General features: G+C 61.4%; 21 protein-coding genes and 1 tRNA gene. 15 read left to right on the top strand and 7 right to left on the bottom strand.

Annotated features, from left to right (window positions below):
- Positions 1-261: 261 nt before the first annotated feature.
- From QWI75_RS17730 to QWI75_RS17690, 9 genes are all read left to right on the top strand, one after another.
- A complete protein-coding gene (locus QWI75_RS17730) occupies positions 262-1,584 on the top strand; it encodes an adenylosuccinate synthase (protein ID WP_289270269.1) in 1,323 nt (440 codons plus the stop codon).
- A 67-nt stretch (positions 1,585-1,651) separates the two neighbouring features.
- Positions 1,652-1,727, top strand: a tRNA-Lys gene (locus QWI75_RS17725).
- Between the two features lie 200 nt (positions 1,728-1,927).
- Positions 1,928-2,161: a hypothetical protein gene (locus QWI75_RS17720; RefSeq protein ID WP_289270267.1), complete on the top strand. Its 234-nt coding sequence runs from the start codon at positions 1,928-1,930 to the stop codon at positions 2,159-2,161.
- Between the two features lie 26 nt (positions 2,162-2,187).
- On the top strand, positions 2,188-2,514 hold the full coding sequence (locus tag QWI75_RS17715) for a hypothetical protein (RefSeq protein ID WP_289270265.1): 327 nt from the start codon (positions 2,188-2,190) through the stop codon (positions 2,512-2,514).
- Positions 2,515-2,650: 136 nt separating this feature from the next.
- Positions 2,651-2,977, top strand: coding sequence for a PilZ domain-containing protein (locus tag QWI75_RS17710; RefSeq protein ID WP_289270262.1), 327 nt, complete (start codon positions 2,651-2,653; stop codon positions 2,975-2,977).
- Between the two features lie 1,329 nt (positions 2,978-4,306).
- Positions 4,307-4,717 (top strand): OmpA family protein, encoded by a 411-nt coding sequence (locus QWI75_RS17705; protein WP_289270260.1) that lies wholly within the window; start codon positions 4,307-4,309, stop codon positions 4,715-4,717.
- 388 nt (positions 4,718-5,105) lie between these two features.
- On the top strand, positions 5,106-5,282 hold the full coding sequence (locus QWI75_RS17700; RefSeq protein WP_289270258.1) for a hypothetical protein: 177 nt from the start codon (positions 5,106-5,108) through the stop codon (positions 5,280-5,282).
- Positions 5,283-5,412: 130 nt separating this feature from the next.
- Positions 5,413-6,864 (top strand): DUF3422 family protein, encoded by a 1,452-nt coding sequence (locus QWI75_RS17695; RefSeq protein ID WP_289270256.1) that lies wholly within the window; start codon positions 5,413-5,415, stop codon positions 6,862-6,864.
- The gene (locus QWI75_RS17690) at positions 6,861-7,106 is read left to right on the top strand and encodes a hypothetical protein (RefSeq protein WP_289270255.1); all 246 of its coding nucleotides are present in this window, start codon (positions 6,861-6,863) and stop codon (positions 7,104-7,106) included. The genes QWI75_RS17695 and QWI75_RS17690 overlap by 4 nt, the downstream gene beginning before the upstream one ends.
- A 106-nt stretch (positions 7,107-7,212) precedes the next feature.
- On the opposite strand, the gene QWI75_RS17685 is transcribed toward QWI75_RS17690, so the two are convergent.
- Positions 7,213-8,229: a TonB family protein gene (locus QWI75_RS17685; RefSeq protein WP_289270253.1), complete on the bottom strand. Its 1,017-nt coding sequence runs from the start codon at positions 8,227-8,229 to the stop codon at positions 7,213-7,215.
- A 260-nt stretch (positions 8,230-8,489) separates the two neighbouring features.
- Between QWI75_RS17685 and QWI75_RS17680 the strand changes: the two genes are divergently transcribed.
- From QWI75_RS17680 to QWI75_RS17665, 4 genes are all read left to right on the top strand, one after another.
- Positions 8,490-9,287: a peptidase associated/transthyretin-like domain-containing protein gene (locus QWI75_RS17680; RefSeq protein ID WP_289270251.1), complete on the top strand. Its 798-nt coding sequence runs from the start codon at positions 8,490-8,492 to the stop codon at positions 9,285-9,287.
- Between the two features lie 168 nt (positions 9,288-9,455).
- Positions 9,456-10,361 (top strand): hypothetical protein, encoded by a 906-nt coding sequence (locus QWI75_RS17675; RefSeq protein WP_289270249.1) that lies wholly within the window; start codon positions 9,456-9,458, stop codon positions 10,359-10,361.
- Between the two features lie 164 nt (positions 10,362-10,525).
- Positions 10,526-10,999, top strand: coding sequence for a c-type cytochrome (locus QWI75_RS17670; protein ID WP_289270247.1), 474 nt, complete (start codon positions 10,526-10,528; stop codon positions 10,997-10,999).
- 105 nt (positions 11,000-11,104) lie between these two features.
- Positions 11,105-11,824 carry an SDR family NAD(P)-dependent oxidoreductase gene (locus QWI75_RS17665; protein WP_289270245.1) on the top strand — a complete coding sequence of 240 codons (720 nt, stop codon included), beginning with the start codon at positions 11,105-11,107 and terminating at the stop codon, positions 11,822-11,824.
- 48 nt (positions 11,825-11,872) lie between these two features.
- Here QWI75_RS17665 and QWI75_RS17660 read toward each other — a convergent pair whose 3' ends face one another.
- Positions 11,873-12,367 (bottom strand): PRC-barrel domain-containing protein, encoded by a 495-nt coding sequence (locus tag QWI75_RS17660; protein WP_289270243.1) that lies wholly within the window; start codon positions 12,365-12,367, stop codon positions 11,873-11,875.
- 231 nt (positions 12,368-12,598) lie between these two features.
- Here QWI75_RS17660 and QWI75_RS17655 point away from each other — a divergent pair, with 231 nt between their 5' ends.
- Positions 12,599-15,388 (top strand): PAS domain S-box protein, encoded by a 2,790-nt coding sequence (locus tag QWI75_RS17655; RefSeq protein WP_289270241.1) that lies wholly within the window; start codon positions 12,599-12,601, stop codon positions 15,386-15,388.
- Between the two features lie 57 nt (positions 15,389-15,445).
- Here the strand turns inward: QWI75_RS17655 and QWI75_RS17650 are convergent, their stop codons facing one another.
- The 5 genes from QWI75_RS17650 to QWI75_RS17630 all read right to left on the bottom strand — a co-directional run bounded on the left by QWI75_RS17650 (position 15,446) and on the right by QWI75_RS17630 (position 20,200).
- Complete coding sequence (locus QWI75_RS17650) at positions 15,446-16,051, bottom strand: hypothetical protein (protein ID WP_289270239.1); 606 nt, start codon at positions 16,049-16,051, stop codon at positions 15,446-15,448.
- A 118-nt stretch (positions 16,052-16,169) separates the two neighbouring features.
- Positions 16,170-16,793, bottom strand: a complete 624-nt coding sequence (locus QWI75_RS17645; protein ID WP_289270237.1) for a pyridoxamine 5'-phosphate oxidase family protein — start codon at positions 16,791-16,793, stop codon at positions 16,170-16,172.
- Complete coding sequence (locus tag QWI75_RS17640; protein WP_289270235.1) at positions 16,790-18,076, bottom strand: NAD(P)/FAD-dependent oxidoreductase; 1,287 nt, start codon at positions 18,074-18,076, stop codon at positions 16,790-16,792. Before QWI75_RS17640 ends, QWI75_RS17645 begins: the two co-directional genes overlap by 4 nt.
- A gap of 120 nt (positions 18,077-18,196) precedes the next feature.
- A complete protein-coding gene (gene hpnR / locus QWI75_RS17635; protein ID WP_289270233.1) occupies positions 18,197-19,741 on the bottom strand; it encodes a hopanoid C-3 methylase HpnR in 1,545 nt (514 codons plus the stop codon).
- 315 nt (positions 19,742-20,056) lie between these two features.
- A complete protein-coding gene (locus tag QWI75_RS17630) occupies positions 20,057-20,200 on the bottom strand; it encodes a hypothetical protein (protein WP_289270232.1) in 144 nt (47 codons plus the stop codon).
- A 328-nt stretch (positions 20,201-20,528) separates the two neighbouring features.
- Here QWI75_RS17630 and QWI75_RS17625 point away from each other — a divergent pair, with 328 nt between their 5' ends.
- Positions 20,529-21,464 carry an SDR family oxidoreductase gene (locus tag QWI75_RS17625; protein ID WP_289270230.1) on the top strand — a complete coding sequence of 312 codons (936 nt, stop codon included), beginning with the start codon at positions 20,529-20,531 and terminating at the stop codon, positions 21,462-21,464.
- Positions 21,465-21,498 lie beyond the last annotated feature (34 nt).

Raw genomic sequence — 21,498 nt, 5'->3', positions numbered from 1 at the left:
TCAGTCCAGTTTTCTTGATCGAGGACAGAGGCGGATCGTTGACTAAACTCTGATCCCAGATCTCCGCCGCCGTCGACTCGACAGTGCCGCCTGTAATTGTCCGGTCCTATGGCATGAACCGCTGCTTGACAATGGCGTATCCTCGGCATAGCATGCGCGGGCCAGAGGCTCTGGCCGATCCCGGGTCAGGGCCATTTTTTTGAAGCCGCTATCGAAGTCAATCGTCCTATCAAGAACCTCTGGTGAGTTGGTCGAAGAACGATGAATCTGGTTATCGTGGGATCACAGTGGGGCGACGAGGGGAAAGGCAAGATCGTCGACGTGCTCGCCCGCGACGCCGACGTGGTCGTGCGCTACCAAGGGGGATCGAATGCGGGTCATACGGTCGTCACAAGCAAGGGAACCTATGTGTTCCATCTATTGCCTTCCGGCGTGTTGTACCGAGGAAAGTTGTGCCTGGTCGGCAACGGGGTAGTCGTTGATCCGGAAGCGTTGATCGAGGAGATCGATAGCTTGCAGAGATCGGGCGTCAAGATCGGCCGGAATCTGCTGATCAGCGATCGGGCGCACGTGATCATGCCATACCATAAGGTCGTGGAAAAGGCGAGCGAGGAATCCAAAGGCCCGCACCGCATCGGCACCACCGGCCGTGGGATCGGCCCGACCTACGCCGACAAGATGGCCCGCATCGGCGTGCGCATGAGTGATCTGTTGAACCCCGATCTCCTCCGCGTCAAGCTTGAAGTCAACGTGGCGGAAATCAACACCTTCCTGGAGCGAGTGTACCAAATCAACGGCGTCGAGCTTGAAAAGGTCTTTCTTCAATACCGAGCCTATGGAGAGCGACTGGCCCAGCACATCGTGGACGTCTCGCTTCAACTTGATCGGGCGATCGCGAAGAAGAAGACCATCCTCTTTGAGGGGGCGCAAGGCACCCACCTCGATGTAGATTTCGGCACCTATCCCTATGTGACGTCATCAAGCGCCTCGGCGGGGGGAGCCTGCACCGGGACCGGTGTGGGACCGACCATGATCGATGCGGTCTTGGGCATCACGAAAGCCTATACGACGAGGGTGGGAAGCGGACCGTTTCCCACGGAGCTGAAGGATGAGGTCGGGGCTCGGCTGCAGGAGCGAGGACGGGAATTCGGCGCCACCACCGGCCGTCCGCGGCGATGCGGGTGGTTTGACGCGGTGGCGGTGCGCTATGCCAAACGGGTGAACGGGCTCACCTCACAAGCCATCACCAAACTGGATGTGTTGGATGACAGCGCCGAGATCAACGTGTGCACGGCCTATCGTTATCAGGGAAAGACCTACACGGAGGTCCCGGCCGATCTGGACGTCTTGTCGCAGTGCGAACCAGTGTATGAAACATGGCCGGGCTGGCAATCGTCGACGACCGGTATCACCTCGCGGTCCGCGTTGCCGAAACTGGCGCGACGTTACCTCGATCGGATCGAGGAACTGACCGGATGCCCGATCGATCTGGTCTCGACAGGAACCAAACGCCGCGAAACGATCATTATCAGGAATCCACTGAGCAAACGGGCTTCCACTCGCAGCGCCTCTCGGCGAGGTTGACAGACATGCCCCCCAGGTGACAGCATCCCGGTCAGGCCTCGGCCGAGGCGCCACCATCACATCAGTTGAGCCGGTAGCTCAGTCGGTAGAGCATCGCCCTTTTAAGGCGAGGGCCCTGGGTTCGAGTCCCAGCCGGCTCACCACTTTTCAAGCAAGTTCGCATCTCCGCCTGACTGCTTGTCACCCAGCTTCCCAGGCTTTCTGATAACTTTCCCGTGCCCACCTTTTGAGCTACCCTCAACGGGTCTACCGATCCGATCCCCGGCCATTATCCTTGAAACATGCGCCCCGGAATCGGGCGGAGTGGTGTGATTACGAAGTGATGCGACTAGGGAGGTGAGGGATGAACTGTCCGCGATGTCAGGGGTTCATGGTCGAAGACTATTTCTTAGATCTTCAGGAGACAATGGGGCCGCACTGGGTCATGGCGATGCGCTGCATGAACTGTGGGAACGTGGTCGAACCCCAGATTGAAGCCAACCGCCGGCGTCACGAAGCGAGTCTGATGACGGTCGCGAGTGACGCACCCGTGCCGGCCGAGCCGTCGGACATGGTGCCTTTTGAGCGGGCTGCCTGACGCGGGCCTGAGATCGTGAGGGTGTCATGCGGGCCAATTTAGCCATGATCGCGAAGGAGCGAGTCGAGAACGATCAGACCGAACAGGAGCAGGAGGTGGGCCGAGTTCTCGAGCGTGGCCGGTACATCATCCGGACCCTCCTCCGACGCTTGCAGGATGGAGAAGAAGGCTGGCATGAGGGGAATGGTGGAGTCCTCATCTCTGGCAAAGAGGCCATCGCGCCCTATCTCACTGCGCTCGCGAACTTGGGGTATGTGCACACGGATGACGACGGGCAGTACTATCGCCTGACCGACGCCGGTCGGCAACGACTCAACTTGTTAGATTCCACAAGCGGTAGACCAACACATTGACCGTTTACTTCGCCAGCGATCTCTCCCTCCTTTGCAGTACCTCCTGCGCGTCATGTCACGGGACAACGCGCCGGCTATATTCGGGATGGTCAGGGGGATAGGCGTGTCCGGGGCACACAACAAGGGAGAGCGAGATATGATCGCACGGTTCATCGCACGAATGCATCAACGGTTTTCGGTCCAATTGCCGGCCTACTATCTGGGCAAAGACTGTGCAGGCCAAGCGACCGTAACCGACTTCTCGCTAAGAGGGTGGCGGTTGGTCGGAACCTATCCTGTTCGGCAAGGGACGCGGCTCAGCTTGCGGGTGCAGTTGCCGGAAGACCCGAGTCCGCTCCAGATTCCTCAAGCCGTCGTGCAATGGAGCCGGGGACATGAGTTCGGAATCGAGTTGGTGAATCCCAACCCGGAGACACAGCAGCGGCTGAAGAGTTGGGCCTGTCTCATGGCGTCGGAGCTATAGGCGACGGCCCAGGAAGAACAGCTTATCCAAGAATCCGCACAACCCAGAGTCTAATCGGGAGGATGAGCTTCGAAACATCTGGTAGTGACTGAAGCTGTTCTAGCCTTCGACAGACTCTTCCAGTGAGGCCAACTTTTTCTTTCCGCTCTCGGTGAGTCGGTAATGCTGTCCGACTTCATCGTCCTGTACCGATCCTTCTCGCACTAATTCGGCCATATGTTGATCGAGTCGAAAAGGACCCGAATCGATTTGTCTCCATTCTTGGTGCCCCCATGTGCCGCCGCGATCTTGCAAGAGCCTTAATATCTTTCGCTTTATTTGGCTGTCCGGGTCCAGCGGCATCGACTTCTCCCTTCCCGCCATTCCGAGCCATCTGTCAGTAGGAGCCTTTTCGTTATCATTGGGACGAAGCTCATACCTTGGGCCGTGTGCGAAGGCGTCTCGGCCCCCATGCTACAGGCGAGCCTCTGTAAGCGAATGTTCCATCCTTCAAACGCTATCACACTGTCGTCATCTCTTGTAGATTCACTAGACCCTAGTCGGCAAGACTGCATGGACATGACAGATCAGCCCTATCGCCTGGTCCCGTCCTCCTAGCGACCGTCCAGAGGCAAACCTGTTACGGCAATCTTGAAAAGTCAGTGCAGACAAACCTGGCTCGAAGCTTGATCCTTTCTAAGATCCACGGATTCCAGAAGAGATCCTCATTCAGTCAGTGAGCTGATGCCGACTCGAGGTGGACGGGTTCGAAGTGATGAGGGAGGCGAAGTATTAATGTCGGACACGGCGACTTTGGCGGCGTGTTGTATGCGGCCCGATTGCCCAAATGGGCACAAATGGGTACAGACCGACAGTACACGGCCGGCTCTTCTGGATGAGCTACACTTGGGGAATCCAGACGTGATCGCCGAGCAGATTGCTGTCACGTGGCTGCCATCACACACAAGGAGTCTCCTTATGGTACGTCAAGTTTCCAGACACGTTGCGGTCTGTGCGGGGTTGTGCTTCCTTGTCTTGCCAGGCTGTAGTGGCGGGAAATGGTTTTCGTCCACTTCGGACGCTGAGTATGTCCAGACCCATCGTTCGGCCGGAACCTCCAGTCATGGGGAGGATTCCCAGTCGGTTGGCTCTCCCAGCCTCGATGGAGGATCATCCGATGAAATGGTCGCCGGCGACGGCGTCAGGCATGACGCCCCGGCTCTCTCGAAGACAAGTCCGGGCGTGTCGCCTGAAACGGTAGATGGAGGAACATTGCGCGGGTTGGACCGACTCAATCCGGGCCAAGAACCCTCGGAGGAACGGGTGGGGCAGGGCGCAATCTCATCCCGCATGCTGACGGCGACCGGAGAACAGTCGGATCGGCGAATGGCCGAGCTTCGTCGGGAAGAAGAAGCTGCCATTGAAGCAGGTTTGAGAGATGCCTTCTTCGGCTTCGATCTCTGGAGCATCTCCAATGAAACGATGACGGGATTGTCGGCGAATGCCGAGTGGATCAAACGAAACCCGCGCGCCCAGATCCGCGTATCCGGTCATTGCGATGAGCGGGGCACCAACGATTACAACGTCGTGCTCGGAGAGAAGCGAGCGAAGGCTGTCAAACGGGTTCTGAGCGATCTGGGTGTGAACCCCAAACAGGTCTCCATCATCTCGTTCGGTAAGAACCGGCCGTTCTGTTCGGAGCACGATGAATCGTGTTATCAGCAGAACCGTCGCGGCCATTTCTTTTTGAGCATGAAGTAATCGCGGCCTTCCACTGTCCCGTCGGCTCGATCATCGGACGATCGAGCCGACGGGGCCTCCCTTTCCTGCCTCATTGGCTTTCCAGAAAACGATCTCCGCATTTCAGCCAACGTTTCCTGCGCCGTAACCGCGGCGGCGGGATCGCGCCGGCTTCTCGTCGCGCCGTGTTTTGCCCGAAAGGCCGACAGGGCATCTGGTGCGGCGCATGTTCGTGTTGAATCGGTTCGTTTGGAGAGGGGGGCGGATGACGGCGGCGGATCGTCTGGTGTATGATGCGCCCCTCTTCCAACCCAACAACGCTTGGTGCAGAGAGGTTGGAGAGCCGGCAAAGAACGGACAGGTTGGATCAAGCCGATCGAAGGTCGCCGTTATCACAAAGGAGTATCCAGTGAGCCAACGTTACGGAGTCATCGTCAAATTTATTGTCAGCGCCGACTCGCCTGAAGAGGCCGAGGAGTTCGTGGATTCCATGGGAGAGAAAGCCGCCGCCTCGTTTTCGCTCAGCGAGGCCAGCTATGAGGGGATCGAAGATATCGAGGAGGAAGAGGAGGTGGAAGAGGAGTAGCGGATCCGATCCACGTCGTGCCGCCGCGCCGCCTCCGCTCCCCCCCGGCGATCCATGCTCGCGCCGACCTTGCCCATGGTTATTGTGTCATCACGGCTTCGCTCGCTTCCGCTTCGCTTGATTGCCCGCGGTGAATTCGGTACAACCGGATGCGGACATTACTGAGGAGGAACCGGACGTGTCGGTCGGCCAGGAAAGCGATCGGGCGGACGGCGGGAAACCGTTTCTCCGCCGTATTCATGAGCCAATCAAGCATTTCTTGCCCAGCTCGCTGGATGTTCCGGCGCACATCCACCATGTGGCTCATCGGATGGCTAATCCCCCTGTGGATCGCCCGCACAGCCGGCGGGAATTCCTGCACATTCTTGACTGCCTCGCCATTCGAGCTGATCAGGCGGATGTACGGGAACGGTTTGGCTTTGGGGCCAAACTGGATGAGCATGGCGATCGCCTGATCGTTGCCTGGGAAGCGCATACGGAGTACTACAGCTATCAGGCATGGCACATTCCGGCCGACAAGACCAAGCCGCTTTCTTTCGGTCCGATCACCTATCCGGGCTATGTCTTTCCGGTCTGTCCGCTTGGGATTCGGGTCAACGCGCTGGACATTGTCATCCAGGTCGAAGGATCGGTCACGCCGGAACATCTGAAACCTCTACTGCCTGGCCCCCACCTCCACGCCAGCCGGGTGTTCGGCGAAGACATCACGCTGGCGACCAGCTTCACGCCGGACGATGATACGCGAGAACGCTACCACGTCAGCGGGCGGTCAGGTGAGACGCTCAGGCAATACGCAGTCAAGCTGGTGGACACGATCGTCGCCATCGAGAATTACTACCACTTGGTGATGTTGCCGATGCAGGCCTTTTCCCGGGCGGTCGATCAGATTCACGATTACGAGCAGCGCCATCTCTATCAGCGCGCCGTCATTATGGAGCAGATGGGGACGGCGACCCCCGCCTCCCTTCAAAAATGGCTCAATGCGCTGACGCAGGACTTGCTGCAAGTCAGCCGGCTCGCTGAATCCATGCGGTATCGGTTGTCAGGAGCCTTCCCCTACGACAAGATCGTCCGGGGAAATTTAGAGGCCTTGCAGGAACAGCCGGTGCCGTCGATCCGGCCGATTTCAGAGTATATTCGCTGGCGCATCACCGGTGTGGCGGACGGCTACCAACAGCTCCTGCGGCGGATCGATGCCATGCAGGCGGATTTCGAGGCCACGGTGGCCGTCATCCGCACGCAGATCGAGCTGCGGTTGCAGGAACAGAATTTGGCCGCTCAGGATCAAAACCTCAAGCTGCTGGCCAGCGTGGATAAGACCACGCGCAGCCAGGCTATCTTGCAGCATACGGTCGAGAGCCTCTCGGTGATTGTCATCACGTATTACCTCAGCGGGCTCGGGAGCTATATCTTCAAGGCGTTGCATGAGATGGGATGGCTGGGCAATGCCACGTTGGCTTCGGCCATCTTCGTTCCGATCGCGTTTGCCACGTCGTTCGGGTTGATGTTGATCGGCAGGAAGGTCATCTATAAGCGGATGGGCTCCGGCGCGGCGCACCTCGAAAGGAATTCGGGATCATGAACGATCCAACGAGAACTCGACGCGCAGAGGCCGTGCCGGATATCGCCAGTTCAGCCGGCTTCGGTTCAACCGGCTCCGACCAGTGGCTGGGTGGAGAAGCCATGGTCGGTCCCGGGTACAGCCGGTCCAAGCGAGAGGCCGGTTTGCGGGAATGGTCACATGGAGAGGCCCTTGTCCTGATGCTGGCCGGGCTTACGCTGGGGACCGCATTGGGCATGCTTTTGGGCCGGCCGAGGTCCTAGCGGCGTGCTCCGGGCGACCTCTCTTTGCCGGAGATAACGGATGACCTCGCAATCCAAAAGCCACCCAAAGGGGTTTCCTGGAGCCTGCGAGCCAAACGGGTCGTGTTCAATCGGAGATCTGGGTGCGGTCTGGGCCCGACGCAGTTGCGGGAGAAATAGAGACGGAGCCGCCGGGCCGGTCAGTCTGGCGACGTGCTCGGCTTGAGGCCGGCGGAACCGCGATGTGGACTTCAAGGTGCGGGTCCGTGATGTCCGGAGGAAATGGGGGAAAGGGTTGTGCCTCCACGACCGCTCTCATGGCCGCGTCATCAACGGCCGCGTCGCCGGAACTCTGCTCGATTTGGATGAGCTGGGCGTCCCCGTTTGCATAGAGCCGAAAATGTACGGTCACGGCCTGTGCGGACCCTGTTCGATGGTGAGCCGGCAGATGCTCGCGGACACTCTGGACGATACGGGCTTTGACCGTGCTCCAATAGCCGGGATTGGGAACAGAGGCGGATTCGGGAAGCAGGGACTGCTCCTGTAACGTGCCGTCGGACTCCGCAAAAGGCAGTGGGGCGACAGCCGGCTGGACTTCGCCGCTTGGCACAGGCGGTTCGGACGGAGCGGCCGGCAAAGAACCGGCGACGGGGTTTCCGCGAAGATCTGGCTGCGGCGGTTGCATCGTGACATAGAGCAGGCGGCGGGCCAAGGGGGTCAGTCTGGTGCCCTGGCGGGAGGCCACGATCACTCGCACAGGAATGGCCTTCGGAAGGGTTCCCCCTGCGCCGAGCACCGGGGCTTCGACATCCACATGTCCGATCAAAGTGCGCGTGCCCTGGTCGAACGTCAGCGGCAGGAGTCGGGTGGCGAGAAAGGGACTTTCCAGGATAGCCACGATGTCGTCCTCATGGGGGCGGGGGGGCGTATCGACCGAAAGAATTAACTGAGCACGTTCTCCGGGACCCAGCGAGCCTTTGGCCCCGTCGCGATCCAACGACACGTCGACCATCGGGGTGAAGCCGGCCGCGAGGTCGGCCCAGAGCAGAATGGCGGCCGCTCCCAACTGAGCACAAAGTGAAGGTCGCGACAGGAGAAGCGGCTTGAGGAGTCCGCAGGTCGGCCACCACGGGAATCTCTTCATGGTTGTCTTGCGCATGGGGTGATGAGGAATGCTTCTCGGACCGGGCGACAGTATAGGGAGAAGAGCCGCCAGATCAAGTAGATTCTGTCGAGGATGGTGAGAGCGCTCCGCCTCGTCGCTGAACGGCGAGTGACTGAGGACCGGAACTTCTGCCTCGCCGGCCTATCCGTCTGCATGCTACTGGAAAAATGGAAGAGAGGATAAACAGACCAATGTTTCTCAGTTGGATGGCATCGTGGTGTCATGAGCGACGGGGATCTGTGGCAAGGTTCGATGGCGGACATACGCGCAATCCACCAGCGGAGCTTGGAATCTGTGCGGCACTGCTTGCGATAGGTCTGCTTGGCGGGCCGGCCGGCGCCTATGACGAAATGACTGTCGAGAAACCAGCCTCGATCGTCGGAGTGGTCAAGTTCAGCGGCACGGTTCCGCCGCCCCAACGATACCGGGTGACGATGGGGGCGAATCCCGAGTATTGCCGTGCTATTGCCGATGCCGACGGCAACATTGTGGCGCCGCAAGTACGGGTCTCGGCGTTGCAGGAATTGGCGGACGTGGTCGTGTTCCTCCAGGAGGTGGAGAAAGGCAAGCCGGTTCCCAGGGACGGGCCGCGGGTCACGGTGGAGCAGTGCCGCTTTGGTCCGAGGGTCGTGACGGGAACCATCGGACAACTGTTGGGCGTGTCGATGAAGGATACGATCGTGCACCAGATTCGCGGGTGGGAAATGGTAGGCAAAAGCCGCATCCCGTCGTTTTTCTCAAGCGGGTTGAATCCCGGAGCCGAACAGGCCTTTCCGCTCCACATCAAGCGGAGCAGCATCCTCCAGTTAAGTTGCGACCAGCATCGATTTATGGAAGGGTGGGTGCTGATCACCGCCAACCCCTATGCCACCGTCACGAACGAACAGGGACGCTTCGAATTGACGGACATCCCGCCGGGGACACACACGATCGGCGCCTGGCATCCCGTGCTGGGGTATCAGGAAGGAACAGTCACGCTCACCGCCGGGCATCAAACGACCATGACCTTGACGTTGACTCCTCCTGCCGCCAAGTAGCCGTCTCCTCGGCACCTTTCTGCCGCGGTTCGGCGGATCGCAGATCGAATCGGCGGGCCTTGCAGAAAGTGCGAGTCAACTTGCCACGGCGTCGCGCTCGCGAGACAATCAGCCGGTCGAAATGGAAGCGGCGCCTCCTCGGCGCGAAACTCGGACAGGCGTCACCCCATGTATTCCGAATCCACCGATGCGTCTGATCCATTCGCGGACGCGAGGGCCGCAAACCAATCGACGGCTGAATCGGAAGCGCCGGCGACCGCCCGTCTGAACATCACGGTCGGCGATCGGGTCCGTTCGCTCACCTATCGCGTCCGGTATGAGCTGAGCCGAACCGTCCGCTGGTCGCGGGGGATGGTCCGCGAAATACCGGCGGAGAACCTTCCTGAACTCTCGCCCGTCCAACGCCGGCGCGTGATTAGCCTGATCGCCCGCTACCACGTTCGATTCGAGCATCGCTACCAAAAAGACACGGCGGTCCGGAACTATGCGTATCTGGATGTGCTGGATCGCGCGCGTGAGGCATTGAATTGGGCGGTCCCGCAGGGAAAGACGGTCTACGACTTGGGTTCCGCCACCTTTTCCTACGCGGCTTCGCTCCATGCCTTTTTCAAGCCGCAGCGACTGGTAGCGGTCGAGATCGATGCCTATCGGCTGTACCACCATTGGAGGAGCCGGCTTGATTTGGCCCGTGGCTATGTGAGGGATCTACCCCACGCGGACTATGTGGTCGCGGACTATCGCACCCTTCGCTTCACGGCTGATGTCATCCTGGCCTGGTATCCCTTCGTGACGCCAAAGCGACTGCTGGCCTGGCGGTTGCCCCTGACGTTGTTCGAGCCCACGAAACTCTTCGAGCAGGCATCCAGGAGTTTGGCGGTCGACGGCACCTTCGTGATGGTGAACTACAGTGTCGACGAGTTGCAAGTCGCCCGGCAAGGGGCCATACAGGCCGGTCTGCACTGTCTCGGGCGGCATATACATCAACAGCCGCTCAGAGCCCGCAGTCAGCCGGCGGTGCTGACTCTCTGGAAGAGAAGGGCCGGTGCGACGCCGCCGGCCAGTTCCTCCGCCTGACGCCGTTCGTCCGTTCGATCGCGAGCTGTCCGATCGAAAGGATTGTCCCATTCCCGCTCACCGCTCGGGAATTAACCGGCGGGCCGATTGACAGGTTGACCCCACGACCGTACCCTGTGTGCTGTTGCTCCAAGTTGAGACCGATTCCCCCATCGGGTCAGGACATGGACTCGCTGACACGTCGAGCGGTGTGGACAGTGATCGCAGCGGTGAGCCTGGCGCCGCTGGTCGGGGCCGAGGTGATACGAGGCCCGTTCCCGGGTGTCTCGAGGGAATTCCCGGAGGCTCGCACTCCGAAACCGGAGCAGCGTCTCGCTGAACGGGGACAGACCATCTTCAACAGCACCGGTATCTGTTTCTACTGTCACGGTATCGAAGCCTTCGTCGACAGACGCCCGAACCTCTCGAAGGACACCGAGGCGATCATTCAGCGCCTCACGCCGAAGCCGTCCGATCTGCGCAGGCCCTCAAGTCTGAAGCTCCGGGACGACGCCGCGCGGTTCCGCCTCATTCGCGAAGGGCACGAGGGGACGGGGATGTTCCCGGATACTCGACTCACGGATGACGACATTCGAGCGCTGCTCGCCTATCTCGCCCTGCTGCGGGAATCGGCCGGCGCTCAACCACGCTCGCGCTGACAATCGAGTTTCCGCACGTCGGCGCATACAGTGTGCAATTCTTTGCGAGGAGTGTCCCGTCCGGACGTGCCGGCCGGCATCACTCATGATGAGCGGGAGGACACCATGCCGCGTTTGCATGACCGTGTCGCTATTGTCACCGGGAGCAGCAGCGGCATCGGCAAGGCCATCGCGCTTCGCTTCGGCGAAGAGGGCGCCAAGGTTGCGGTGGCGGCCCGACGGGCCGATTTGTGCGAACGCACGGCGGACCAGATCCGCCGGAACGGGGGAACGGCCATCGTCCTTCCCACGGACGTGGCGGACGAACGCCAGGTCGAGTCGCTGATCCAAGACACCGTGCGGCAGTTCGGCCGCCTCGATATTCTCGTGAACAATGCCGGCATCTTCGGAGGCACCCGACTGGCCGAAACCGCAACCGAGGCGTTCGACGAGGTGATGAACACGAACGTGCGCGGGACCTTCTTCTGCTGCCGGGCCGGGTTCAACCAGATGAAACGGCAAGGCGGAGGGGTGATCATCAACATGTCGAGCGTGGCGGGTGTGCAGGCCTGGAGCGGCACGGGGACCTACAGCGCATCCAAACATGCGATCATGGCGCTGACGAAGGCGTTGGCCGATGAGGGACGGCCCCATCGCATCAAGGTGAGCGCCATTTGCCCAGGCGGGGTGGCCGACGAGCTGGTGGATGCCACGCCGGACGAACTCCTGCGCAGCGAGCGGATCAGCCCCTACGATATTGCGGAAACCGCCCTGTATTTGGCGACGCTGGGGCCCTACGCCGTCGTCCACCAGATCGTCGTCGATCGGCTCGGCGCGGACTGGTGAGGAACGCCGGAGCGCCGGATACCAGGCGGGAGGAAGCGTGCAGCCCTATCACTCAGGCTGCGGGAGCAGTACGCCCCTCTCCGGGCTGACGCGCGGCTGTCCGTGGCGTTCGGGAGGAGGGAGTTCGTAATATTCGTAGATCTGGAGATAGTTCTCCGGATCGGCGAAATCCGGCCAATTGTCCTTGTCGAATCCCGGCGCCTTGCTGAGATCGGTCTTCTTGACGTTCAGGAGAAAATATTTTGCGTCGTCGGTCTGGTCCAAGGCTTCCCACGGAACGGCGAAATACTTGTCGCCGATTCCAAAGACGCCGCCGAAGGAGAGCACGGCATAGAGGATTTCCCCCGTATGTTCATCGATCGCCAAATCCTTGACTTCGCCAATGTCTTTCCTCTCCAGGCTCTGAACGCGGGTTCCGATGATCGTCGAGGCCTTGACGATGTCGCTCGCGGCATCGGATGGTCCTGCCGGCGACAGCGTGAAAGCGATGGACAGGAGGAGCACAAGGGGGAGCGGAGAGGGCACGGTGGCCGTCGGCTGCATGGGTCGTCCTTTCTCCTTCTGTCGTCGGCCGGGTGCGGCGGGCGTGAAGGGCTCCCAACCGTAACGAAACGATAAGGGTCAGATAGTGCGAGGGTAGCGCCGCGGTTCATGGAGTGAGAACTAGCGCGATCCCTAGCCGAGTTCTCGCGGTTGGCAAAGAACCGGTGGCCATGACACAATCACGGCCGGCCGCATCACGCGGGTCGCCCTCAACCGGCCGAGGGGTATGCGATGAAACCCGTTGACAGGCTCATGCGAGAGAACGAGGAACTGCGCAGACGTCTCGCCGAGGCCGAGCATCGGAACGACCAGCGGTTCGGACGGTTCATGGAGCACCTGCCGGGTCTGGCCTGGATCAAAGACCTGGAAGGTCGGTACGTGTATGCGAACGACGCGGCCATCCAGGCGTTCGGGGTCCGTTGGTCCGACCTCGTGGGCAAGACCGACGACGACCTCTTCTCGCCCGACACCGCCGCCCAGTTCAGGGCCAACGACCAGAGGGCGATGCAGTCTCCGTCCGGCATCCAGATCGTGGAGACATTACGGCATGACGACGGCCTGCATCATTCGCTCGTCAGCAAGTTCCCGATCTTGGATCGGGAAGGCCGGGTCATCCTGATCGGTGGCATGGCGATCGACATCAGCGAACGATTGCGGGCCGAAGAGGCCTTGCAAAAGAAGGAGGCCCATCTGCGCCTCATCACCGACCATGCCCCGATTTTCATCGCCCACTGCGATACCGAACGACGCTATCAGTTCGTCAATCGGGCCTATGCGGCCCGTCTGGGGCTCGAGCCGGAGGACATCATCGGGAAGCGGATCGCGGACGTGTTGGGGCAGCAGGCCTACGAAAGTATCCATCCCTTCGTGGAGCGAGCGCTTGCGGGGGAGAAGGTCGAGTTCGACGCGCTCATTCCCTACAGGGCCATCGGGTCTCGTTACATGCATTGCGCGTACGTGCCGGACGTGGCCCCTTCAGGTGAAATCCGGGGATTGGTGGCGGTGGTCAGCGACGTCACGGAGCGGAAGCAGGCGGAGGACGCCCTGCGCGAGAGCGAGGCGCGGTTTCGCACGTTCATCGACGGAGTCCAGGACTATGCCATTTTCATTCTCGATCCGGAGGGGCGGGTCGCAAGCTGGAACAGCGGCGCCGAGCGGATTAAGGGCTATACGGCCGAAGAAGTCATCGGCAAGCACATGTCCTGGTTTTATCTGCCGGAGGATGTCGCCGCGGGTGAGCCGGAAGGGGAACTGGAGCGGGCCAGGGCTTTGGGGCGGTCGGAGGAGGAAGGCTGGCGTGTGCGAAAGGACGGTTCGCGCTTCTGGGCCAACGGAGTGATCACGGCGATTCGTGACGAGCAAGGCCATCTGCGCGGGTTCTCCAAGGTGACGCGGGATCTCACGGCACAAAAACAGGTCGAACGGGAGATCGCCGAAGGCCGAGCCCGGCTCGACGGGATCATCAACTCCGCGATGGACGCGGTGATCGCCGTCGATTCCCGCCAACGCATCGTCTTGTTCAATCCCGCCGCCGAAGAGATGTTCCAATGTCCCGCGCAGGATGCCGTGGGATCGTCGCTCGATCGGTTCATCTCCTCGCGGTTCCGGATCGAAAAAGGCCTGACGGTCGGGCACGGCGACGAAGCCGGCCGGCACACAGGCGCGCTCGGTTCCCTGACAGCATACCGGCGCGACGGGGAGGAGTTTCCGATCGAGGCCTCTATTTCCCAGAGCGAGGTGGCGGGCGAACGGCTGTTCACGGTCATCTTGCGCGACGTCACCGAGCGGAAACGGGCTGAAGAGCAGTTGCGGCAACTGACGGAAGAGTTGGAGGTTCGAGTCAAGGAGCGGACGGAGGAGTTGACGCGATCGCAGCAGCGGCTGCGGGCGCTGGCGGCCGAGGTCACGCTGACGGAACAGAAGGAGCGCCGGCGCATTGCCACGGAACTCCACGATTACCTGGCGCAACTCCTCGTCGTGGGCCGGCTGAAACTGAGTCAGGGACAAAGATGGCTGCACAATACTCCCCAACAAGACTGGTTGAAGGAACTCGACGGCCTGTTGGAGCAATCGCTGACCTATACCCGTTCGTTGGTGGCGCAATTGAGCCCGCCGGTGCTGCACGAATTCGGGTTAGTGGTGGCGCTCCGGTGGCTGGCCGACCAGATGCGCCAGCACGGGCTGACGGTGGCGGTGGAGGCAGGGCACGAGGACCTCGATCTGCCGGAGGATCAGGCCGTGCTGCTCTATCAATCGGTGCGAGAATTGCTCTTCAACGTCGTCAAGCATGCCGGCGTCGATCGAGCCACCGTATCGCTGCGTCTGTCGCTGGAGGGGGAACTGCGCATTGCGGTGACCGACCGGGGGCGTGGCGGGGATTTCACTGAAAGCGCGACCGCCGAGACGATGCCGCCGCGGTTCGGGCTCTTCAGCATTCGGGAGCGGATGACGGTGATGGGCGGCACGCTGGCGATCGATTCCGGTCCTGAGCAGGGGACATGCGTGACGTTGGTGATCCCCTACCGGGCGGCCGCCGCAGCGTCCCAAGAACAGAGGGTTCCGGTCGCGGAACCTGCCATTCCTTCGGCGTCCCATGGGAAGCCCCACCAGGGACCCCTGTCTCGCGGTCCATGCAAGAGCGGGGTGATTCGCGTCCTGCTGGTCGATGACCATGCGATGGTGCGGCAGGGGTTGCGGAGCATTCTGGAAGGATACGAGGACATCCACATCGCTGGCGAAGCCGGCAACGGCATCGAAGCGATTGAATTGGCGCACAGCCTGTCGCCGGACGTGGTTGTCATGGATGTGACTATGCCCCGCATGGACGGCATCGACGCCACGCGCGTGATCAAGCAGGCCACCCCCGGCCCGTTGGTCATCGGCCTGTCCGTCCGCAACGATCGGGAAACCGAACAGGCCATGAGAGCCGCCGGCGCCACCGGCTTCTTGACCAAGGAGTCCGCCGCCGAGCAGTTATACCAGGCCATCCGATCCGCGATCATCAACGAAGTGGTTCGCTGAACTCCGCCTGCGATCCGCGTCTTGTTCCGACAGTTGGCCGGGAACGGCGCTCGCCGGCTATTTCATTTTCTTGGGGTCCTGATACACCATCAGGTGCGCGTAGGGCGTGCCCTCGAACATGATATAGACACCCGACGGGTTGGGCGCGGTCGGGAGCTTGGTTGCCGCCGCGTCAAATGGCCACATGATCATCCAGTGCGGCGGTTCCTTCACGACCTTCGTCCCGTCTTCCCGATTCATCACGATTTTCCCGCTTTTCTCGAAATGTGATCCGCCTCGCGCCATATAGGCGATCCCGGGGACCGTGTTCGACGGCTTGGGCGCGTTGTTCATCAGATCGGTCATCCACTGGTGCACGGCGGCATCCATGCACATCGGATCCGGTTCCGGCAGGTTCATCACGGTAGGAATGCAGGTGAAGCCGTTGGTGCCGGCCTTCACCTCCTTGAGCTTGCCGTCTTCGCCGTAGACCATGACGGCGGCGTCTTTTGCGATGTGAGCCGGCGCGGCGCTCAGGGCCAGCGCGATTTGTTGCTGCTCGGGCATGGATTTGACGTCCTTGACCGATGCACCCTTCTTGGACGGCTTGTCTGCCGCGACGAGCGCGGCAGGACTGGCGATGGAGACAGCGAATACAAGGATGAGCAGGACTATCCGAATCATCGCGTCCTCCTTGAGGTGAGAATAGGATGAAGCGTGAACGGCCTCGTATATTAGGCTGAGCCGAATATGAAATCCATGTCCGGCCGGGCGAACCCCGATTCGTGACCAGATCCGGCGGTCACGTCGTGGAGCAGCGGGACTCAGATTTGGCCTTGAAGTAATCGCCGCCTTTTGCGGCCTCATCATCTGTGCCCCAGGCCAGGTGCTTGTCCCGCTTGGCCAGCAGCGGGACGTGTTTCGAGCAGTGGATGTAGGCTTCTTCGACCTCGACGGCGATCCAACATTCCGGTCGCCGGCCTCCCCTTTGCTTGGTCGCCTCGGCCAGTGAGGCGGGGCCATCAGGCAGACTCAAGATGTCGTCGTTGGACAGGACGCGGGCCGTTCCGTTCACGTGCAGGCCCACCGTACTCTGGAAATAATCGACAAAGAGCAGGCCGATCCGAGGATTCTCCAGGATGTTGCCCACGCTCGCGAACACGCCGTTTCCTCGATATTCCGGATAGACGAGGGTCTTGTCGTCGAGCGCCTGCACGAAACCAGGCGGACCGGACCGCAGTGAGCAATCACAGGCCCCGTCCGTCCCGGCTGTGGCGATGTAGACCATCTCCTGGCGGGCAATGAATTCCCGCATGTGCGGGTTCAGGTAGGCCAGCATCTGGCTGTTATAGAACTGGTCCGCCCGATCGGCGGTGCCGAAGCGCGCTTGAGCGCGGCGCTCGCCCGGGGATCCCTGTTGGGTCATGGCTGTCCTCCTGATCTGCTGTGCCGCTCGCCCCCATCATAGATGAGCCGAGCGCCGGGTTTAAAGGTGAGGTAATACCAGATCCATTCGGACATGACGCGAAAGCGGTTGCGCAGGCTGATGAGGAAGAAGACATGCACGACGCACCAGAGCAGCCAGGCGGGAAGGCCTGAGAACCGCAGGGGGCCGAGTTCAGCGACGGCCTTGGCGCGTCCGATGGTGGCGAGCTGGCCTCGGTCCGCATAGACGAACGGAGCCCGTTGACCCGGTGCTTGCCGATTTCGGATCACCTCTGCGACGTAACGGCCCTGTTGCATCGCGACCGGGGCCAAACCCGGTAACGGCCGCTCATCCTTGCCGGTACAATGGGCGGCGTCGCCGATCACGAAGATCCAGGGATCGCCGGGAATCGACAGGTCGGCTTGCACCCGCACCCGTCCCGACGAATCCAATGGGCACCCGAGACCTTGTGTGAGCGGGGAAGCCCGGTTGCCGGCCGCCCAGATCACAGAGGCCGGTTCGATGAATCGATCACCGACCATGACGCCGGAGTCGCGCACCTCCCGCACCTGTGTTTTGAGCAGGACCGTGACCCCCATTCGCTGGAGCGCGATCGTGGCTTGACTCGAAAGGGCCGGGCTGAATCCCGGTAAAATCCGCTCTCCCCCTTCGACCAGGAGAATGCGGACCTCGTCCCATCGGAGAGCGGGGAAGTCCGGGACCATCGCGTTGCGCCCGATTTCGGCAAGGGCGCCGGCCAACTCCACACCGGTTGGCCCTCCGCCGACGATCACGAAGGTAAGCGGCTGGGCCGCCGCGAATCTGGCGCGGCGGTCGGCGTTTTCGAAGGCCAGCAGCAGCCGTTCACGGAGCGTCAAAGCATCGGACAACGTTTTGAGTCCTGGCGCGTGGGCGGCCCATTCGTCATGCCCGAAGTAGGCGGGCCGGGACCCCGGCGCCAAAATCAACGTGTCGAACGGAATGGCGGGACCGTTTGTGACGATGACACGGCGGGTTGCACGATCGACCGCTTCGACCTTGTCCATCACCACCCGCACGTTCTGTTGTCCACGCACGGCGGTCCGCAGGGGCCAGGCAATGTCTCCAGGCGACAAGGCGGCGGTTGCGACCTGATAGAGCAGGGGCTGGAAGAGATGGTGGTTGGTCCGGTCGATGAGCAGGACCTCGACCGGGGCATGGGCCAAACCCTGCGCCGCTGCGAGGCCGCCGAAGCCGCCTCCGACAATGACGATGTGTGGAGGCACGGAGCTGTTGGACGCCATGGAGCGGGATCCTCTTCCGGCAGCGCTTATGCGCAGGACGCATATGAATGAACAAGAACGCGCGGCCTCCGGGTTCACGATATCCCGTTCTGCCTCATCAGCACAACGTCGGAGGGGAGGTTAGAGACCGGTCCCGGTGCGACTGGTATCGACGAACGCTTCGGTGTCGTCGTCAATCGCCCGGCTCTGGCGGCCTTTGGCGCGGTGAATGTAGAGTAGCGCGCCATTCGCATGCGGCGATGGGTCGGGCGGCGGAGCCATCTGATAGCGGACCGGCCTCGCATGGTCGGCCAGTTGCAGCTTGGGGTCATAGACACTGTCGAATTTCCAGAGCATTTTGACGAAGTTGGTCTGTCCGCGCAGGAGGTGTCCAGCGGCGATCCAGGCCGTGGATTTCAACGCGGCCCAACCCAGGTGCTTGCGGTTGAGAATTTGCTGGGTCTTCACCAATTCCTCGTAGAATTCGGGCAACGGCAGCTTCGTGGGCAACACCGCATGTTGAATATCGTACAGCCGATAATCCCGCGAGACGATCCTGCGGGACTCCGTCCGCCAGCTTTCCGTGCCGGGGTAAGGGGTATTGACGCTCACGTTGACGATCTCGGGAATCTCCAGGCACCACCGCCTGATCACTTCAAACTGGCGACGGTCCCAGTCCGGGTCGGCGATCAAGTTGATGGCCACGGTGATCCCCAGGGATCGGGCATACTCCAGGGCTTCGAAGTTCTTGCTTTGCGAGATGCGCTTGCGATACAGCCGCAGCCCTTCCTCATCGATCGCTTCGATGCCGATGAACATGTATTCGAGGCCCAGCCGTTTCCACAGTTGGAACACCTCCTTGTTGCGAAGCAGCACGTCGCCGCGCGTCTCGAGATAGTACTGTTTCTTGATGCCACGTCTGGCGATGGCCTCACCGATCGCCAGCCCGTGTTTCGCCTGGATGAAGGCCACGTCGTCCACGATGAAGACCCCTGGCTCCCGCACACGTGCCAGATCCTCCACGACGACCTCAGGAGAGACCAGCCGGTAGCTCCTTCCATAAAAGGTCCATGCGCTACAGAACGAGCAGTCCCAGGGACAGCCCCGTGAAAATTCGATGGAGGCGCAGGGATCGAGGACCCCGATGAAATACCGCCGGCGATGCCGGAGCAGATCCCGGGCCGGCCGGCACTCGTCCAGGCTATGCAGGAATTGCGGAGGGGGACCCTGACCCAGATGCGAGACCACGCCGGCGACGGAGGCGATGGCGGCGCGGTCCTCCTGCAGGGCGTCAAGGAGCGCGACGATCGCCGGTTCCCCTTCGCCTTTGACCACGCAGTCGATCGCCCCCTCCGCATGTTCCAGCAGTTCCTCCGCGACGAACGATGCGCTGTGGCCGCCGACAAAGAGAAACACGTCCGGCCATCGCGCCTTGGTCTCCTTGGCAAGGTCCACGATTTCCGGCACGTTCGCCAGATAGTTGCACGAGAACCCGATCGCGTCCGGCCGCCATTCCGCCGCCAGCGCCAGGTAGGCCTCCGGCTGCTCCACCTGGAGGTCGAGCAACGCGACCTGGTGCCCGGCGCGGCGGGCCGCATCTGCCACAAGCTCCAGCCCCAACGGTTCCAGGCGGAGGTAGATCTTGGTGTACATCAACGGACCTGGATGAACGAGAAGGAGCTTCACGAAATCACGGCTCCTCTTGCAATTGCGCAGGCGGCGGGGCCGGAAGCGTGCCGCTGCTGCGACTGTGGATGATACTGAGAGCGATGTCGGTGATGGAAAGATTAGCTTACAGCTTCCGTCGATTCAATGGCTCTCGGACTATCCCTAGGTGAGAATGAAGCTACGTAGGGGCCAGCAGTCAAATCGGGGATGGAACGCAAAACGGGCCGCCGCGCGGCCGGCGGGGCTATGCGCTCAACAGGTGGAGGGTGAGAGCGCATAGGAGCACCAACCGGCAGCGGCCGCTGGCTGGAGTGACCCGGAGAGATACTCTATCTAATTCAGACTGAACGGCGTGAAGAGCGTCTCCGCGCGTTCCCGAGCCGTATCCTTTTCTGTCTGCTGTTGGTGTTGGGCACGGTGCGCCAAAATCACCGGATCGATGCGATCTCCGCAACTCACGCACCGCCACTCAGTCATGTATCGGTCTTGGCTCCGTTCCGGGACCATAAGCCCGCCGCAACGGTGGCAGGGTCCCGGGGTTCCCGATGTCCTGGGTTTCTTCTCTTGACCCACCACGTTTGCCTTCTCCTCTCCTGGATGAACACCGTCACTCAGGGAATCTCACTCGTGCTCTCGTCTCTGTCAGATGACCACTGATTCCATCACCCGACAGCGAGAACCTCCCTGTCTGTTTTAAGAGCCTATTCCGGAGAAAAGGATTCGCCCATTCACCCGGCTGAGAAACTGTTTTGTTCCGGGCACGGTCGTGGTACCGTCCGAACCTTCATCAAAAAGAGAGGCGGCTATGGGTGTGGAGACGGGAACGGGGGCAGCGGCCTCGACCGGGCGGGCAGGAATCGTGATCACAGGAGCTTCCAGTGGCATCGGGGAAGCCTGCGCGATGCACCTTGATCGGCAGGGGTTCCGCGTCTTTGCCGGAGTCAGGGCTGAGCGAGATCGAGCGGCCTTGCGGGCCAAGGCTTCATCGCGGCTGACGCCGCTGCGGCTGGATGTCACGGATCTCGACTCGATTGCAACGGCGGTCCGGACGGTTTCCGAGGCGGTAGGGGAGGCCGGGCTGGCCGGGTTGGTCAACAACGCCGGGATCGCCGTGCCAGGCCCGATCGAAACGGTGCCGCTCGATCTTGTCCGAAGACAGTTCGAGGTCAATGTTGTCGGGCAGATCGCGGTGATTCAGGCCTTTCTTCCCCTGTTGCGCAAGGGACGGGGCCGTATCGTGAATATGTCGTCGATTGCCGGGGTCGCGGCTGTGCCGTTTCTGGGAATCTACGGAGCCTCAAAATTCGCGCTGGAGGCGATGACCGACGCGCTCCGGCTTGAATTGAGGGCTTGGGGGATCTCGGTTTCCCTGGTGGAGCCGGGCGCAATCGCCACCCGGATTTGGAACAAATCGGCTTGCTTGGCCGAATCGATCCGCGCCTCGGCCGATCCAGCACTGGTCGCGCTCTACGAACCCTTAATGCGGGGATTGGCCCGGCGTGCCACAGATGCGGAGCGCCGAGCCCTCTCGCCCAATGCAGTGGCCTTGGCCGTTGTCCATGCGCTGACCGCGGCTCGTCCCCGCCTCCGCTATCTGGTCGGGACCGATGCTAAGGTCCGGGCAGCGGCCAAACGGTTCTTCGGAGATCGGGCCCATGATCGGTTGGTGGCTGCCATCTTGCGCTTGCCGAAATCAGGACAATGGGTGGCGGGGACCGGCGATCGCAAGGTGAAGGTCTGACGTGGGGGCTGCCAATGGCCGTTCAGCCGGCTGG

Source organism: Nitrospira tepida (assembly GCF_947241125.1).
Lineage (GTDB): Bacteria > Nitrospirota > Nitrospiria > Nitrospirales > Nitrospiraceae > Nitrospira_G > Nitrospira_G tepida.
The sequence above is the reverse complement of the archived record's forward strand: the minus strand, read 5'-3'. Positions and strand labels throughout refer to the sequence as shown.